Here is a 15,919-nt window from a genome sequence, read left to right on the forward strand (position 1 = left end):
CACGATCTGGCGCGGATTGCAGCGGACACCCGTGCCGGTACGTACCCCTGATGATGGGGATGGCTGAGCACAGGCCAACCGCCTGCCCCACAGCGTGCTGGTGCCGGTAGTGTGGAGGGGCGGGTTCTCAACCCGCCCCTACGGACGGTGCCTGTGCCGTTCACCTGACCATCCACGGGATGCGGTGGACGGGAATGTCTTGCATCGCGTGCCATGGATAGTTGTTCAGAGGTGATCGCAGCCGCTACGCTCCCCGCTCCCGCGCAGCGCTATGCCTTACCCATACCCAGGTTGTCAACCGCTTCGCTCATCAGTCAAACCTGTCTCATTGTGCGCGATCCTGGGCACTATCGCGTCACCCTGCTGTCGCGTGGGTCGTACGTTACGAACGGAAAGCGGATGATAGCAGCGGAGGTAGCCGTTGGATCAGACCATGGGGAAGACGCCCAGCCTGCGCACCAGCGGCCACGGCCAGCATCTGCCGGCGGTGGAGGGGATGCCTCCACAGGGAGCGCTTGCAGCCCGACCTAACGCAGCGCGACATGTGGGCAATGCATAGCCCCAGCGGGGAGACGCTCTTCTCTCCTCCCCCCAGCGGGGATACACTCATATCTCCTCCCCCCCAGCGGCTATGCATTACCCATAACTCGAATACTGCATTGCCCGCGTGCCGGAGCGGGTCGGGGGCGTGATGACGGGCGTGCTCCCCAGCCGAGAGCCAGGAGCGCGCGCCTCCGGCGCGCATGGTGCCGGTACCATTGCTGGAGGGAGGAGCCAGGCGCAAGCTCCCACCCCTGGCGGCATTCACAAACGGCCAGGACAGATGAACGAACCCAACGTATACCCTATCAGGAAGCCCTGGCTCACACGTCTGCCCTCCCCGCTATACATTACCCACAACTGGTGTCAACCACGTGCGTATCAGCGGGTATGATCGCTATTGGTGCTGGTTTGAGCGACTGGCCCGGGGCAGTTCGCTGCTCAAGCCGTGCCGGCGCGTGCTGGATTGATTGCCGTATCCGCTCGTCATGCGCGTGTCGCGCAGTTTGGAGTGCGGCAGCCATGCTGCCGCGCCAGCCGTACTCACGATTCGGCTCGTGGCATACCGTTGACCCTGCTGGTCACGAGGATGGTGGATGTATTCGTGATGGTCATCGAGTCGGTCAGGCATGCATGCGATCCCTGCGCGTAGACGTATTGTTACACCAGGTTCGTGCCTGCGTACCAGCGGTCATGGCCAGACCCTGCCGACGGTGGATGGAATGCCTCCACAGGGAGCGCTTGCAGCCCGACCTAACGCAGCGTGACATGTGGGTAATGCATAGCCCCAGCGGGGATACGCTCTTGTCTCCTCCCCCCAGCGGGGATACGCTCTTGTCTCCTCCCCCCAGCGGGGATACCCTCTTCTCTCCTCCCCCCAGCGGGGATACCCTCTTCTCTCCTCCCCCCAACGGCTATGCATTACCCACAAGTCACCTAGTAGCCGATACGATGCATCGGTGTATCACGGGCCACCAGGGATCGCCTTGGCCGTGTCCGGTAGGGGCGCACGGCCGTGCGCCCCTACCACTGCCGGTACGGGATGCTGCCGTCATCCACGGCACGACAATCGTCGCTGGCTGGCACCCGGTGATGCCCGATCAGGGTGCAGCAGCGCCCACGGCGGGGATGAGCGCCTGTCTGGAAAGCACCAGTCCTGACCTATCCCGCAAGATACCTCCGTGTGCCACCACGGTGGCCATCCGGGTGCCGTCGGTGATCCCTGTGGCGACGGGCGGATGAACCGGATAGCTTCGGCATCACGACAGGGCTGGTACCGAGCAGTGATGCCCGGGGGAGCACAGGCGGCGATAGTCCCTGATGAGAAGCGCAGATGGTACCTATAGCGTTGTGGGTAATGCATAGCGGCCTCCCCCCGCTGGGGCTATGCATTACCCACAAGTCACCTGGTAGCCGATACGATGCATCGGTGTATCACGGGCCACCAGGGATCGCCTTGGCCGTGTCCGGTAGGGGCGCACGGCCGTGCGCCCCTACCACTGCCGGTACGGGATGCTGCCGTCATCCACGGCACGACAATCGTCGCTGGCTGGCACCCGGTGATGCCCGATCAGGGTGCAGCAGCGCCCACGGCGGGGATGAGCGCCTGTCTGGGAAGCACCAGTCCTGACCTATCCCGCAAGATACCTCCGTGTGCCACCACGGTGTCCATCCAGGTGCCGTCGGTGATCCCTGGGGCGACGGGCGGATGAACCGGATAGCTTCGGCATCACGACGGGGCTGGTACCGAGCAGTGATGCCCGGGAGAGCGCAGGCGGCGAGAGTCCCTGATGAGAAGCGCAGATGGTACCTATAGCGTTGTGGGTAATGCATAGCCGCTGGGGGGAGGAGATAAGAGCGTATCCCCGCTGGGGGGGAGGAGCCTACCCCCGCCCCAAGCGGGGTTGGGCTGGGGGGCGTGTCTCTCCCCTTTCCCGCGTGCGCTTTTTATTACCAATAATCCTGTGGAAGTGTGACTGTCGCCCTGTCCCCGTGACTGGGGGTAAATGCTGTATCTCACCCCTGATGGTGAGTACGGCTGGCGCGGCAGCGTGGCTGCCGCACGCCAAACTACGCGGCACGGGCACCTCTGTCTGGAAATGGTATCCTCTCCGAAACGTGATCCCACTGCATGTGGGGAGACTCTCTTCTCGTTCCTCTCTTCTCGTTCCTCTCTTCTCGTTCCTCTCTTCTCGTTCCTATTTTCTCGCTCCTATTTTCTCGCTCCTATTTTCTCGCTCCTATTTTCTCGCTCCTATTTTCTCGTTCCTATTTTCTCGCTCCTATCTTCTCCCTCCTATCTTCTCCCTCCTCACTGGCCGAGCAGATTGCGTAAATCGGGAAACGTGCTCGATTGGCGTGGACGTGTGATCTGTTCGGCGTAGCTGCTCAGATCGCGAATGTGCTGCAAAACCTGTTGGATTTCTTCTTCATCAGTCAATTCATCCAGTCGCTCTTTGTAGCGACGGATGCGGGCCATAATTTGCGCCTTGCGGATCAGACGGGCACATTGTTCGGCTTCGTGCCTGAAACGCACATCGTCAGGGCGACGGTTCAGAACCTCGAGCAGGGCTTTGGCCTCGCTGCTTAATGGCTCGCCGAGCGTGTCTACCCAGAATTGCAAACTCTCTGGGTCGGTTGGCCGCAACTCAAGCGGTGTGGCCAGATACGCCTGCCAGATCGCCTGATGCAGCGGTTCTTCAAGCAGGTCTTCCAAACCGGCCCCGAAGAGCGCACCGGCGTCGCGGTGCTGTTTTTTGAGGTTCTCCAGCAGATTTTCGATGGCCAGATTCACCGAGGGATAGCGCAGGGCCAGGGCCAGCAAGTAGGCTTCGGTATGGCGACGGTGTTCATCGAGCGGTGTGGTGCTTACCGGAGATGTTGCCGGTAACGGTGGTGCTGATGGCCGTGATGTGCGGTTCCGCTCGCTCCGTCGCGTTGGTTGCAGACGGGTCCGAATGAGATCAACGATTAACTCGCTGCGGACACCGGTAAGCTGTTCGACCCGGGCAACGTAGACCCGCTGGGCAGCGCCGTCAAGCTCACTCAGGAGGGGAATGATTCGCTCAAGCGCCTGCCGTTGTTGGGTCGGATCGTGCATGTCGAGACCGGCGGTGTATGCCTCAAGGTAGAAATCCATCACCGGTGCGGCCTGATCGACCAGGGTTTGCCAGAGCTGGGGATCGGCAGCAATCACCTCGTCGGGATCACGTCCCGCCGGCAAGCGAATGATCCGGATGGTCACATCGTTCTCCAGGCGAACGATCCCCTGCGCCGTGGTCACCATGCGACCTTCGCCTTCCTCTTCGCTCGTCGTGCGGATGGTTTCCAGACCGCGAAGGGTTGCTTTCTGACCGGCAGCATCGGCGTCAAGCGCCAGGTAGACCTGATCGGTGAGCCGTTTAAGCTGGTTGATGTGAGCTTTGCTCAGGGCTGTTCCCAGGGGTGCCACCACATTACGAAAGCCGTGCTGGTGGGCGGTAATCACATCAACATATCCCTCAACCACAATCGCCCGGTTGGCCGTCCGAATCGCGTCGCGGGCCAGGTCTAACCCGTATAGCACCTCACTCTTCTTGAACAGCGGGGTTTCTGGAGTGTTGAGATATTTGGGTTGAGCGTCACCCAGTGCCCGACCGCCAAAGCCAATCACCTCACCGCGAATATTACGGATCGGAAAGATAATCCGGTTGCGAAAGCGGTCGTAGGGGCCACGTTCACCGGGAATAACCAACCCGGCAGTGATCAGGTCTTCGACACTGTAGCCCTTCTTTTCGTGCAGATAGGAAAAGAGATGATTCCAGTCATCGAGGCTATAGCCGATCTGAAAGGCATCAATTGCGTCCTGGTTAATCCCGCGCCTGGCGATGTAATCACGGCCAGGTTCACCGCGACTGAGATTGAGCAGCACATAGTTGAAGTAGCGAGCGGCGATACCATTAATCTCAAGCAGCCGTGCCCGCCGCGCATCTTCCTGGCGCTGGGCATCATTCTTCGGTTCAAGCCTGATCCCGGCCCTTGCAGCCAGCAGCTCCAACGCCCCCTTGAAGTCCAACCCCTGCTTACGCATCACAAAATCGAAGGCGGTACCGGAGGCGTGGCAGCCGAAGCAATAGAAACTCTGGGTGTCGGGGTAGACGTGAAAGGCCGGTGTGCGCGTATTGGGATGGAACGGACAGAAACCGACAAAACTGCGCCCGCTGCGTCGCAGGCCAACCCCCATCGAGTTGATCAGGTCAACGATGTCGATATTGGCTTTAATATCATCAATAACGCTCATAACCTTCCTCAACCCGGCAGATTACTGCACAGAGGCGTTACAGCACGTGCCACAGACGCGGGACAAAAATGCGGTTGAATGTATCGAGCGCATAGCGATCTGTCATCCCGGCGATATAATCAACCACCGCTCGTTCGATAGGCTCACCGCGTTGCTCGACAATAGTGCGTAGTTCAGCGGGAATCTCTTCGGGATGGCGGCTGAAATGCTGGTAAAGCGTTTCAATAATAAAGCGCACCTTCTCATCTTCGGCTTTGGCTTCAGGACGAAGATAGACGTGCTGATACAGAAACTCGCGCAACGTATTGGTTGCGGTCAAAATGGGCTGACTCATCGTCAGCACAGGCGGATCAGGTGGCGACCCTTCGCCGGTGGCCCACCAGTTATGATAGATCAAATCGCTGACCATAGTCGCAATCCGTTTACTATGGCTGTCGCCCAGCACAGCCACGCATTCAGCCGGTAGGTCTTCGTTGCGCAGCAATCCGGCCCGGATCGCATCATCAATATCGTGATTGATGTAGGCCACGCTATCACACAGCTTAATAATCTGGCCTTCGAGGGTACTGGCGGTGCCCCAGGCAGTTGCCGTAATATCACGCCGGGCTTTGGAGTGGAAATGTATCCCCTCGCGCACAGCGAACGTCAGATTGAGGCCGGCGCCATTCTGTTCGAGCACTTCAACAATGCGACGTGATTGCTCGTTGTGACGAAAATGACCGGGACAGATGCGGCTCAACGCCGTTTCGCCAGCGTGACCGAACGGAGCGTGACCAATGTCATGCCCCAGACCGATGGCTTCCGTCAAATCTTCGTTCAGCCGCAACGCACGGGCGACCGTTCGTGAAATCTGCGTCACCTCAAGCGTATGGGTTAGCCGGGTGCGGTAATGATCGCCGAGTGGTGCGATAAAGACCTGCGTTTTATGCTTAAGGCGCCGGAATGGCTTGGAATGCAAAATCCGATCACGGTCGCGTTGGTATGCCGTGCGGATGGGGCATGGGGGTTCGGGAACATCGCGCACGGCATCAGCACTTCTGGCGGCATATGGCGAGAGGGTTTGGGCTTCGAGTGCCTCACGCATTTCGCGTATCGATGGGTACGACATGAGTTTGCTCCGTTGATACGGTATTTGCCTGACGTGCGTTTGAGTTAACAGGTGCGATCTGCTTTACTTTAACATACATTCGGTGGTAGTGGCGGGGAGGTGGCACAGTGAGGTGGTAGCCACCTGAAATCTGTTTCAACCATGCGCAACAGCAGGTAGGGCGAGGTGTGCTCCGTTCCCTGGTATCCTGCCGTGATCTGGGAGGATGATCGTCAGCCTGGGCAGTCATCGCTATCCGCTTGATGCACTCTTTCCGTTATGCAAGGCACTATAAAGAAGATCATACCTGAGTGATTGATGCACAGTTACCATAGAACCGGTGACACTGCTGCTCGTGATATGGCCAATGCCGGGCGGACGTTGGCCGTGTATCCCTGATTGCGAATGTTTATGCTTGTACCGGCCGTTCTCGCATATAGCTGGCAAAGATCGCAAGCGCAGCAGGATCAAAATGCACTCTTTCGTGCCCGTCGGCATAACCTTGCAGGGCCGTTGCTACTACCGGGCGTTGTGCAACCATTTGTCAATCACTTTTTAGTACCAGGGATGGTGAAAAATCTTGTCCTATGACGGTACGGAACGGGTCTTCTCAGGCGTTGGTGATAGTGATAACACCAGCCATTACCAGGGCGCTGACGATTGCGCATCGTTGCATAGAAGTTGGAAAAGTGCCTTTTACACCTTTTCAACCGCCCGGCTTTGGTCACTCCCAGGATTGACAAACATATATCGAGGTTGTGTATTGACATAACTTTTCAACCTGGCGAGTGCTCGCTGTACTTATGTGTGGCTGTGCGTAGCATGATCTGCCATGAAAAGCAGCATCGGTTAGGTGCTATCTATCAGTTGGTGCTGTCCAATGCAGGACTATCACCCAGAGAATGATCAGGGTGATTAGCTATCTGAGGTTATTGTGTCAAGCGTCGCAATGCTTTGTCGTGGTGCATAGGTTGTACAGAGTATCAGCAACTGGTGGTTGGAGGCGATTTCATCCAGTGCCGTGCTTGCTGTTATGGATGACACCTGCTTATCAGCCCGAAAAACCTCCACAGATTTTACTAAGGGGTCAGCGAAGGCTTTGCCTTCACCGACCCCTAGCAGTGTCATACGCGATCTGTACCTGCTACCCCCTCACTCCGCATCCAACACCTGAATCTGGGTTGGCGTTGTGACAAAGATCGCCGGATCGCCCTGATACCAGGATATTTGCCCCATGATGGCAACCTGCTGGCCGACGTGGTACATCTGCTCCGGCGGGACGCTGAATTGTGACCAGTACGCCTTGCGGATGATGGCTTTGAAGGTTCCCTGGTGGGGATTGCTGAAGCCGAGCAGCACCTGCTTGCCGTTGTTGACAACATACTGAAGCGTACCGGTGACCGTGGCCGTATGTCCTGCCCATTCGCGCGTGGCGGTATGTGGAATGACGATCTCTTCGTGGGTCACCGGGATGGTTTGGGGGGCGTCGGCAACAGTCGGCATCGGCGTATTGTTCCATCCACTCGTCGGATTCCCGGCGGTCAGCGCTACAATTGCGCCATCGGCGCTACGGAAATAGAGATTCTCGTTACTGACAACCCAGGTCGCGTATTCACTCCAGTACCTATCGTATACCGTACCCTGGTTGTAGTAAATGTAGAAGCCGAAGTCGTAGGGCCGGGTGTTGTAGAGACCACTGGCGCAATAGTGGGAAGTGCTGAAAGAGCATGTGCCCGGGTTATCGTGCGAGGTGGCTACCGTGGGCAGGCGCTGGCTGGTGATCTTGTTGGTGAAACTACCGCGTGCGTCCGAGCGATCCAGGATGCGCAGGGCAAAGCCGGCCTCCCAATGCCCACCGAAGAGAATATCTCCCGCCATCGAAACATTGGGCTGTTCGTCGGTGAGCAGGTACGGATTGGCCTCACCGGGCGGCCAGTCGAAGGCGATAAAGCGTACATCACCACCGCTAAGCCCACTCACGGTCGTGTTATCCAGCACCATCTCGCCGAAGTGGGAGTCCCAGCGGGCGTCGTGGGCATGACGGGCGCGAATGATAGTATAGACGACCTCTTTGCCGTTGGGTAACCGCTTGACAACGGGTTGTGGCCCCATCGGCATATAATCATTATCACCGTAGCCACCGTGACCAACATTAGCAATAAAAGGAACAGTTCCATCGTCCAGATCAAGCACGAAGAGCGCCTGATCACCTGGATTCTGGCTCAGCATCTGCCGCATGGCGCTATTGGTCTGCGGCCATTCGCGCCAGAGGGTGTGCCAGTCCAGTTGCACTTTCACCAAGACATACCCGCTGCCGTCGGCGATGACCGGCCAGCCGTACCGGTATCTGGTGGGGTCGGCGAAGGAACGACTCGCATGCACGGGGCGCACACGCCATTGCCGTCCACCGTCGCTGTTACGAATAGCGTGTACATACAGGTCTGGCTCGGTAGCGACAATGACCAGACCGCGTGAAGGGGAGTAGGCGGGAGGCACGGCCACGGTCGCGCCGGCGTTGTAGACCCAAATTTGCTGCATCTTCTGCTTGTTGATTGCGTAGACCGAATTGCCCATCGCGAAGAGCACTCGATCAGGCAGAAGAGCTGGCGGCAACGATAGCGTGCTGCTCTGACCGGTGGCAAATTGACCCAGCACCACCCCATCACTGGCACGCAGTTTGTAGAGGGTGCCATTGGCCGAGACGACAAAGACTGATTGGGTGTCGTGATCGTAAGCGACCGTCGAGTTGATAGTCCCAATGCCGCTGCGCTGCCAGAGTTGCTGCCCACTGCTTTCACTGAGGGCAAAGACGCCATCAGTGCCGGCAGCGATGTAGACCCGTCCACCGCCGGTTACCGGCTGCACATTGCGCGGCAGCGAGCCGGTGCTGGTCACTTTGCGCACGCGACCATTGGCATCGACGCCATTCCAGATCCAGCGCAACCGCCAGGGCGGTGGCATAACCTGCGCGGTATAGCTGGTGTGCTGGGCATTGTGAGCGTGCTGACTCCACTCCCCGGAAGAGCTGCCGGTAGAACCTGGATTCATTACTAGTGGTATGTGTATCTGCGTTGGTGAACTTTGGGCGCTGAGGTACGGGAGATGTGCAGTTATTGTTCCACTTAGCGTCACCAGGGAGATGAGCAGGATGAGGGCACGAGTTGTGATGTTCATAGCGGTGTTTCTAATCCTTTGTGGGTAAAGGTCTGAACATCGAGATTCTAAATTGTCATCGTGCAGGCACCGGCCGTTGCAATGGTGTCGGCGCAGGCAATGTGATCGTATCATTGCGGGAAGAGGGGGGAAATAGGAAAAAAGGGCTAAGTGCGGTGTGGGAGTAGGGTGGTGATGTGGTAAGTGGGACATTGTGGTCGGAAGGGGTGGGAAGATATGCGAGCACGTTGCTGGATGGCTTGCTTCGGGCGATCAGGATGGAGTGCCTGTATTGTGGGTGAGTGCCCTGTTTATGCTGCCACTGTACTTCGTACCGGAAACGTTTGAAATATACCGAACGGCAGGTCACTGACAGAAGCGGTTTTAGGTGTCCGATTGACTCACACGATCAACCGGGCATCGCCTCTTTCTACAGGATGTCATGAGATGATAGTTAGATCCCTGCATGTCCAGTCAGTCTGTCAATTGCTACCCCAATTGTCGCTGCTTCCTGACCATCAATCAAAACAGCCATTTCATGGTTGAGAATCAGCCCGTTGTATGAAAGGTTTGAAGAACCAACCAGGGCACGTTTCCGGTCAACTACCAGTACTTTAGCGTGCAGATCGCCGCGTTCGTTACCAGGGTTGAACGGATAGAGTTGAAAGTGGCGGTATTTCTTCTGTAACTCATTCAGGATGTGTTGAATTGATTCGTGTTGTTCAGGCAGACGATTGACAATCATGCGTACACGTACTCCCCGTAACAACGCTACTTCTAGCAGCTTGAAAATCCGATCAGTTTTGCCGATAGCATACGCTGTCAGCAGAATTTCATCCCGAGCTTCTTCCAGCAGCTCCTCAATTGCCGACTCTATTGAACCGATTCCACTTCCCATCCATCCCAGACCACTGACAACAACCTGAATCTTGCTCATTGTAACCCTTCCAGAAGTAATTTACGGTCAAGCGACATATTCCGATGTTCACAGGAAGTTTCAGACACCAGCGAGCAGGCATAACAGGCTGCACCATTGTAGCGATCCCTGCCAAACCTTTCCTCACCACAAAGTGGATCGTTCGAGCAGATGTCCAGTGTGCGCAGAGCACGTTCCAGGACTCGCTCGAATTCTGGTACCAGGGCAATCAATCCACCCAGTGTGCCATCTCCACCGGGTTGAGCAGTATACAGCAGGATGCCTCCGTTCGCCTGACCTGTTCGCTCATCCACGTCAAGAAAGATCCGTTCACGAATAGCGGCTGAGGAATAGCCCGAATCGACTGAAAGGGCATTGATCAATCGATGTGCTAGAGTATGCCACCAGACGAAGGTGGGATGAAGCTGATGGCTGTCGCCGGCAAGCAAACTGTTTCCCAGGTATTCATCCGGGTTTTGCCACGCCTGCCACCATAACTGTGCCACGCAACCATCATCATCATTCAGAGCCGGCATGTTGTAAGGTTTGGTCTTTAGATCAAGGTCAATGAAAATCCCTTCGCCGGAGAGTTCTGCTCCGATGTACCAGCGACGACCAGGGGTAGAAGATAATTCAAAAACGGTGTCAACAGTTTGCGCTCCTGCTGACTGACCGGCCGGAATGCGCCGATAACCTCGCTGCACCATTACGACCCGTAAGCGACTGACGGGGGTGACGCGAAAGTGCAGCCGGTTCCATACTACATTACGACGTACCTGACTGAGCTGCACCTCAAAATTAGGCACTTCACCAGGGCGTTTCGGCGGTGCAGGGGGATGTCCACGCTCTGCCGCCTGGAGCAAAGCATGAAATTCATCCCGACGAAATTCATATGGTGTTTTGGAAATTGCCAGCCCGAGAATGTCTCCAATAGCGCTGAAGATCTCTTCTTCAGAATAAGATTCGATCTGGCGAAGTATTTCTGGTTCCAGTTTTTGACGATTGACCAGACTTTCCAGCGTTCTGATAAACTCCTGCTTACTCCCAAATGGACGGGTCTCATGCATTAACACGATGGCGTAAATATCGCTGATTTGTAACAGGCGATGCAGGCTGGTGTCGCACCGTGGTATAACCAGTGCAGAGACAATTTCGGGGATGCGCAAATTGGCAGCTCCGCGCTGAATGATACGGGATTCGTACTGGCAGCCGGGACGGAATGCGCCGCCTCCTTCTGGCTCCTTTTCCGGGAAGCGCCCAGAACAGGGCCAGGGCTGGCTGTATGCGACGCCTAGATTGATCTTCCCCTTGCAATCGGGACATTCGACCGTGATATTTTTCAATGCACCACTGCCATGCCATAACAGAAAAGAGGGAGAGCAGTTTTCCTGTGTGTGTGTGATAATTCCTATCCAGTCAACATCGTCCAGATGTCCGGCGGGACATGCCCGTACAAAGCGAATGGCCTGCCGGCTGGCAATTCGCCATGCTTCCCATTTGTTCTTCGCTCGGGGACACCGGGGACAGATTCGATCGTCGTCCTGTGTTTTTCGGTAAAGAATGTTATGGATCGGGCACAGTGACCATGCGGGAAACCTTTTTGTTTTATACAACGCTTTAGTTTCTGGCTTGCCCAGTTCCGCGTTGGAAGGCAGTCGCAAAATCCCTGCCCCTCCCAGCAAGCCCTGAGAAAGACGTTGATCGGTGATTTCAAAGCGTGTCGGGTTATCTATATCTGAAAAGACATCAGAGAGTTCTGTTGAAAGGATGATACGCGGGCCGTTAATCCCTTCCAGGATTGCGCCGGGTCCGTATGTGGTCAAAAACTGAGAACGGCGAATTTGTGGCATGGCTTAATCCTCGAACATGGTTGTTTCTTCAATATCGCGCAAAGATTGAGGGGCATTCTCAAAAGCAACTTCAAACCGTCCCAGATGTTGTGAGTCGCCAAGAACAACATGGCGTCGTGGTGCCCGAATCACAGCCGGTTCACTGTAAACGAATTCGTCTGGATCGGAGTGTTGTTCGGCAATCATTCGCCAGCGGTCGAGTTCTGAATTTGCTTCCCGTTCAGTGTCCCCAGGCGCAGGTCGGCGGCCTGATGGCTGATTTTGCGCACGTTCTTCAAATAGACCTGGAATAGTTTTGACCTCTGGAGCATAGCGTTTGTCTCGCATATGGTGTGCGCCTGAGAAAAATTTGCTGCTGATACGCTGTTCCACGCGCCATAGTTCATCCAGATCAACCCCGCCAATCTGACGTGCCAGACGCAGGAGAATGACAGCTACCGGTCCCAGGGCACGTTCGCGGGCCCGTGGCGAGAAAGGGGCAACTGTAACCGGCTCGACATGCCGGTACAGACCACGATGGTAGCCCGTAAAAAATTCATAGTGATCGAGGTCACGTGGACGGGTGGCGCGAAAGGAGGTAATCACCAGGCCACAGGTTCTGCGTCCTACCCGTCCAGTCGCCTGGATGTATGCGGAGGTTGTTTTGGGCTGACCGTGTACTACCATCAGGCTCAGCCGATCAACATCCACTCCGGTTCCAAACATCGATGTCGCAAAAACAGCATCCGGTGTGGACGGTGAAGGTAGTGCAGTTTCCAGTCTGCGCAGCAGATTAGGTAATTCGGTCGACTTCGAGCGGCTGGAGAGTTCCACACGCTGATATTCATCCAGATTTCGGCGATTGGAAGACCGATGCTTCAGCCATTCAGGGATGTCTTGCCGGTAAAGAGAGAGAGTACCTGCTAGTTCACGCAAGGCGTTAAAGTATCCCACCAGCGTCCAGAATGGATCCAGCTCATTATCGGGTCTTCCATTGAGGCGCAAATCTTCGGCACACTGCAAGAGAGCCGACCAGATGCGCACAATTGGTGTTTGCGCACCTTTGCCCGGAGCACAGACACCAACGTATAACCGCCCCGGTCGAGTGGCGTCAAGCGGATGCGTTTCCCCAGTAACAGCGAAAAATCTATCATCGGCGGAGAGTGCCGGGGGTGGGAATTGCGCCAGTGAACGGTTGAACAGTGCTTTAACCTGGGGATCAGCCCGACGGACAGTGGCGGTGGAAGCGATGTATTTAGGGCGCACCACGCTACCATTCACTACACGCTGACAGAGATAGTCTACCGCTGTCTCGTAAATCCCCACCATGCTACCCAGTGGACCTTCGATGAGATGCAGTTCGTCTTGCAAAATCAGGTCGGGCGGTGCGAAAGGCTCGACCTGTACGCAGGCGTCTTCTGGCGAGGGGTGCCGGAAATAGCCCACCCTGTTCGATTTTGGTAATGTAGCAAGATGATCGGCGGGATTGCCCTGACGATAATAACCGTAACGGGCATGATAATGAGTGACATTACCAAACAATGCCGCTGCTTCTCCTTCGTATGCCAGACGGGCAAACTTATCTACCGTTGAAATGACCAGCGATGGACAGCGAGCATAGATCTGATCATCAACAGTAAAAGCGGGAACAGGGATGGCTCGTGAACGTTTTTGGTACCCTGCTTCCCGGAAAGGCTCTGGAATATCTTGCCAGTCCATGTCATCGGAGAGTGGTAATCCAGACTCACGTTGTGCTGCAAGCCTCAGGTTGACCTGCCCTCTCCATTGAACCGTCCTGCTCTCGCGTGGTAGCGGTACCTGTTCTGCCCAGGCATGCTGGTTCAATTCACAGTCGGGATTAGGACAGAAGATTTCAAAGTCGATATCTTTAGATGAATTTCTCTGAGTTGTAACACTGATGATGTAATAACCCGGACGTGATGGACGGGCAGCCTGAAATGCTGCATTTGCGCCAAGGAGTGGCTGGAGCATATTCCAGACATAGGTATCCACTTCCTCAGCTTTCCATTGTTCCTGTGGTTCAATGCGTATCTGTAGAACCAGCGTGCTGCAGGTGTTGACGAAGTGTCGGATACGGACATTCTCGATCTTAACCTTTGGTTTGGGATGCCGGATATTGATTGGTGCAGTTGGAGGCAGATTCATGCCAGTCAGGTACAGTGTATGAGACCCTTCACCCAAACCCTCTTCCGGCACCGCCAGCAGCGCACCGCAGACCGGGCATTGAGTGACCTGAGCCGGTTCACCTTGGGATACATATGATGCATTCTTTTGGTTCTGACGTATGCCTTTCAAAATATCAAGTGCGCCAGGAATGTAAGAATAGGAATTGCCTGCATTTGTAAAACCAAATCCGCGTAGTTGATTGGGGGTGACGCCGCCACCGACCCAAAGACCGGCAGAGAAACGCACGCCGCCCCAGAGAAAATCGTCTTTGTGCAGACATGCCTGTGGTCGCCAGCCGGCCGGTTGGTTATCCTTCAGTCCCCAGACACGCAGGATTTCGCAGGCGGTAATGACCCCCAAAGCACGACGAAACTGCTGGATGGTAAGCAGACGTAACGTGTAACGCGAGAGCACCGCCACTCCACCACCGGTGGTGTCTCCCTGCCGGTTCCTGCGGGCGACAAGACGGCGCAGGCCGAGAAGAAAAGCTGTCAGACCCAGATAGGCTTCGGTTTTGCCGCCACCGGTGGGGAACCATAACAGGTCACAGGTTTCGCGGTCAGGACGCAGTGGATTGACCAGTGGGGGAATGTTCAGCATGATAAACGCCAGTTGAAACGGGCGCCAGGTAAATTGTCCACCGGTCTGTCCGCGATGTTTCCAGCCTGCCTGCATGGCAATGGCTTTGTTCGCAAAGCAGAACGCCAGGCGTGCGTCTTCATTTGTACAGAGCACGTCAATCGCTTCCTGAATCCTGGTCGCGGTACGTTGACACTCTTCCAGATTGCGCTGCGCAGCCATCTGAAAGTTACCATCAAGAGTTGGAACAGCACGTTCCTGTTCTGTGATCCAGGCACGATAACCGTTTACCAGTGGTTGGAGAGCAGCGCGTAACGCTTCTGGTTGCCACGTTTCGGCCAGAACTTCAGCACGGAGTTCCGGGGACGGGCCATAACTGGTGTTCCATGAAATATCTGGAGATTGAACCAGATATATTGGGACAAGTTCGGTACGCACGTCGGCGGGCGAGAATTTTGCCCGTTCGGTCTCCGGCACAATCTCTGCGTCCGTCCATGCAAAAGGCGCTTCCGCTGGACGTTCAAAGGCGGTAGACTTTTCCGGGTCAATCTCCTTCCAGATCGCCGCACACATGTGACCACGGGCCAGGGCGGTGCGATGCCGATACTGTAAAGCCAGCGACTCTTCTTCGCGGGTTTCTTCAGCCAGCAGCGTGGATTCTGTTTCAGCTATCTGTACCGGGATCAGATGTGTACCGGCCGACAGATGAACCCGAATTTGCGGCTGAAAGAGATAATCTTCTGTTTGCGGACGTGATTCTTCTGGCACGATACGCTCATTGACCAGGAAAATACTGATGCGGTAACTGTCCTCTACACGACGAGAGCGAACCAGTAAACGGATGTCTTTATCTGGCATGAAGGACTGACTATCAAGGGTGGCATTCACCGGTCCGCTGAGATACATCTCCGGCTTGCGTTCATACTCTTTGTCGGTATTGCGCAGATAACGTGCCCAGGTGATACAAATTTCGATATACGGATCACCCTGTGCTGCCTTCACCGTGAAGCTTAGCCCGATAGAACGAGGCAATGCCCGTGGGTCGAGAGCAGGCGAGAACATGCCTGTCGCTGCCACAAAGCCCTGATTATCCTGATCTTCTTCACTGGAGGTTTCTTCAATGACCTGATCTACCTGGTCTTCGATACGTTCGTCCTGCGAGCGGGCATTACGCGGCTCCAGCACACCGGTAATGTATTCCTGGCGCGGGTCCTCGTCTTGCGGCAGGATTTCGTACCGTCCATTGCGGGGTCCCAGGATTTCACGAACCAGCGCAGTCAGTAGTTCATCGCGAATGTTCATAGTTCCTCGCGGATCAGACGTTCTGTATACAGACCGATAAATGGTAC

The 15,919-nt window shown here is 55.8% G+C and carries 7 protein-coding genes; all 7 read right to left on the reverse strand.

Going from position 1 to position 15,919, the window contains the following annotated elements:
- Window positions 1–937: 937 nt before the first annotated feature.
- Window positions 938–1,171, reverse strand: a complete 234-nt coding sequence (locus CAUR_RS21265) for a hypothetical protein (protein WP_044233678.1) — start codon at window positions 1,169–1,171, stop codon at window positions 938–940.
- Between the two features lie 1,680 nt (window positions 1,172–2,851).
- Complete coding sequence (gene dnaG, locus CAUR_RS15320) at window positions 2,852–4,819, reverse strand: DNA primase (RefSeq protein ID WP_012258766.1); 1,968 nt, start codon at window positions 4,817–4,819, stop codon at window positions 2,852–2,854.
- A 37-nt stretch (window positions 4,820–4,856) separates the two neighbouring features.
- Window positions 4,857–5,927 carry a deoxyguanosinetriphosphate triphosphohydrolase gene (locus CAUR_RS15325; RefSeq protein ID WP_012258767.1) on the reverse strand — a complete coding sequence of 357 codons (1,071 nt, stop codon included), beginning with the start codon at window positions 5,925–5,927 and terminating at the stop codon, window positions 4,857–4,859.
- A 1,131-nt stretch (window positions 5,928–7,058) separates the two neighbouring features.
- On the reverse strand, window positions 7,059–9,080 hold the full coding sequence (locus CAUR_RS15330) for an outer membrane protein assembly factor BamB family protein (RefSeq protein ID WP_012258768.1): 2,022 nt from the start codon (window positions 9,078–9,080) through the stop codon (window positions 7,059–7,061).
- A gap of 433 nt (window positions 9,081–9,513) precedes the next feature.
- Window positions 9,514–9,996, reverse strand: coding sequence for a phospholipase D family protein (locus CAUR_RS15335; protein ID WP_012258769.1), 483 nt, complete (start codon window positions 9,994–9,996; stop codon window positions 9,514–9,516).
- Entirely contained in the window at window positions 9,993–11,825 is a 1,833-nt protein-coding gene (drmB, locus tag CAUR_RS15340; RefSeq protein WP_012258770.1) for a DUF1998 domain-containing protein, read from the reverse strand. Before drmB ends, CAUR_RS15335 begins: the two co-directional genes overlap by 4 nt.
- A 3-nt stretch (window positions 11,826–11,828) precedes the next feature.
- Window positions 11,829–15,872, reverse strand: a complete 4,044-nt coding sequence (gene drmA, locus CAUR_RS15345; RefSeq protein ID WP_012258771.1) for a DISARM system helicase DrmA — start codon at window positions 15,870–15,872, stop codon at window positions 11,829–11,831.
- Between the last annotated feature and the right edge of the window lie 47 nt (window positions 15,873–15,919).

Origin of the sequence: Chloroflexus aurantiacus J-10-fl, from assembly GCF_000018865.1 — a bacterium.
GTDB classification, from domain to species: Bacteria; Chloroflexota; Chloroflexia; order Chloroflexales; family Chloroflexaceae; genus Chloroflexus; species Chloroflexus aurantiacus.

Coding starts and splice junctions, on each gene's coding strand:
- CAUR_RS21265 (WP_044233678.1), bottom strand. CDS start 1,171: ATGCCTGACCGACTCGATGACCATCACGAATACATCCACCATCCTCGT.
- dnaG (WP_012258766.1), bottom strand. CDS start 4,819: ATGAGCGTTATTGATGATATTAAAGCCAATATCGACATCGTTGACCTG.
- CAUR_RS15325 (WP_012258767.1), bottom strand. CDS start 5,927: ATGTCGTACCCATCGATACGCGAAATGCGTGAGGCACTCGAAGCCCAA.
- CAUR_RS15330 (WP_012258768.1), bottom strand. CDS start 9,080: ATGAACATCACAACTCGTGCCCTCATCCTGCTCATCTCCCTGGTGACG.
- CAUR_RS15335 (WP_012258769.1), bottom strand. CDS start 9,996: ATGAGCAAGATTCAGGTTGTTGTCAGTGGTCTGGGATGGATGGGAAGT.
- drmB (WP_012258770.1), bottom strand. CDS start 11,825: ATGCCACAAATTCGCCGTTCTCAGTTTTTGACCACATACGGACCCGGC.
- drmA (WP_012258771.1), bottom strand. CDS start 15,872: ATGAACATTCGCGATGAACTACTGACTGCGCTGGTTCGTGAAATCCTG.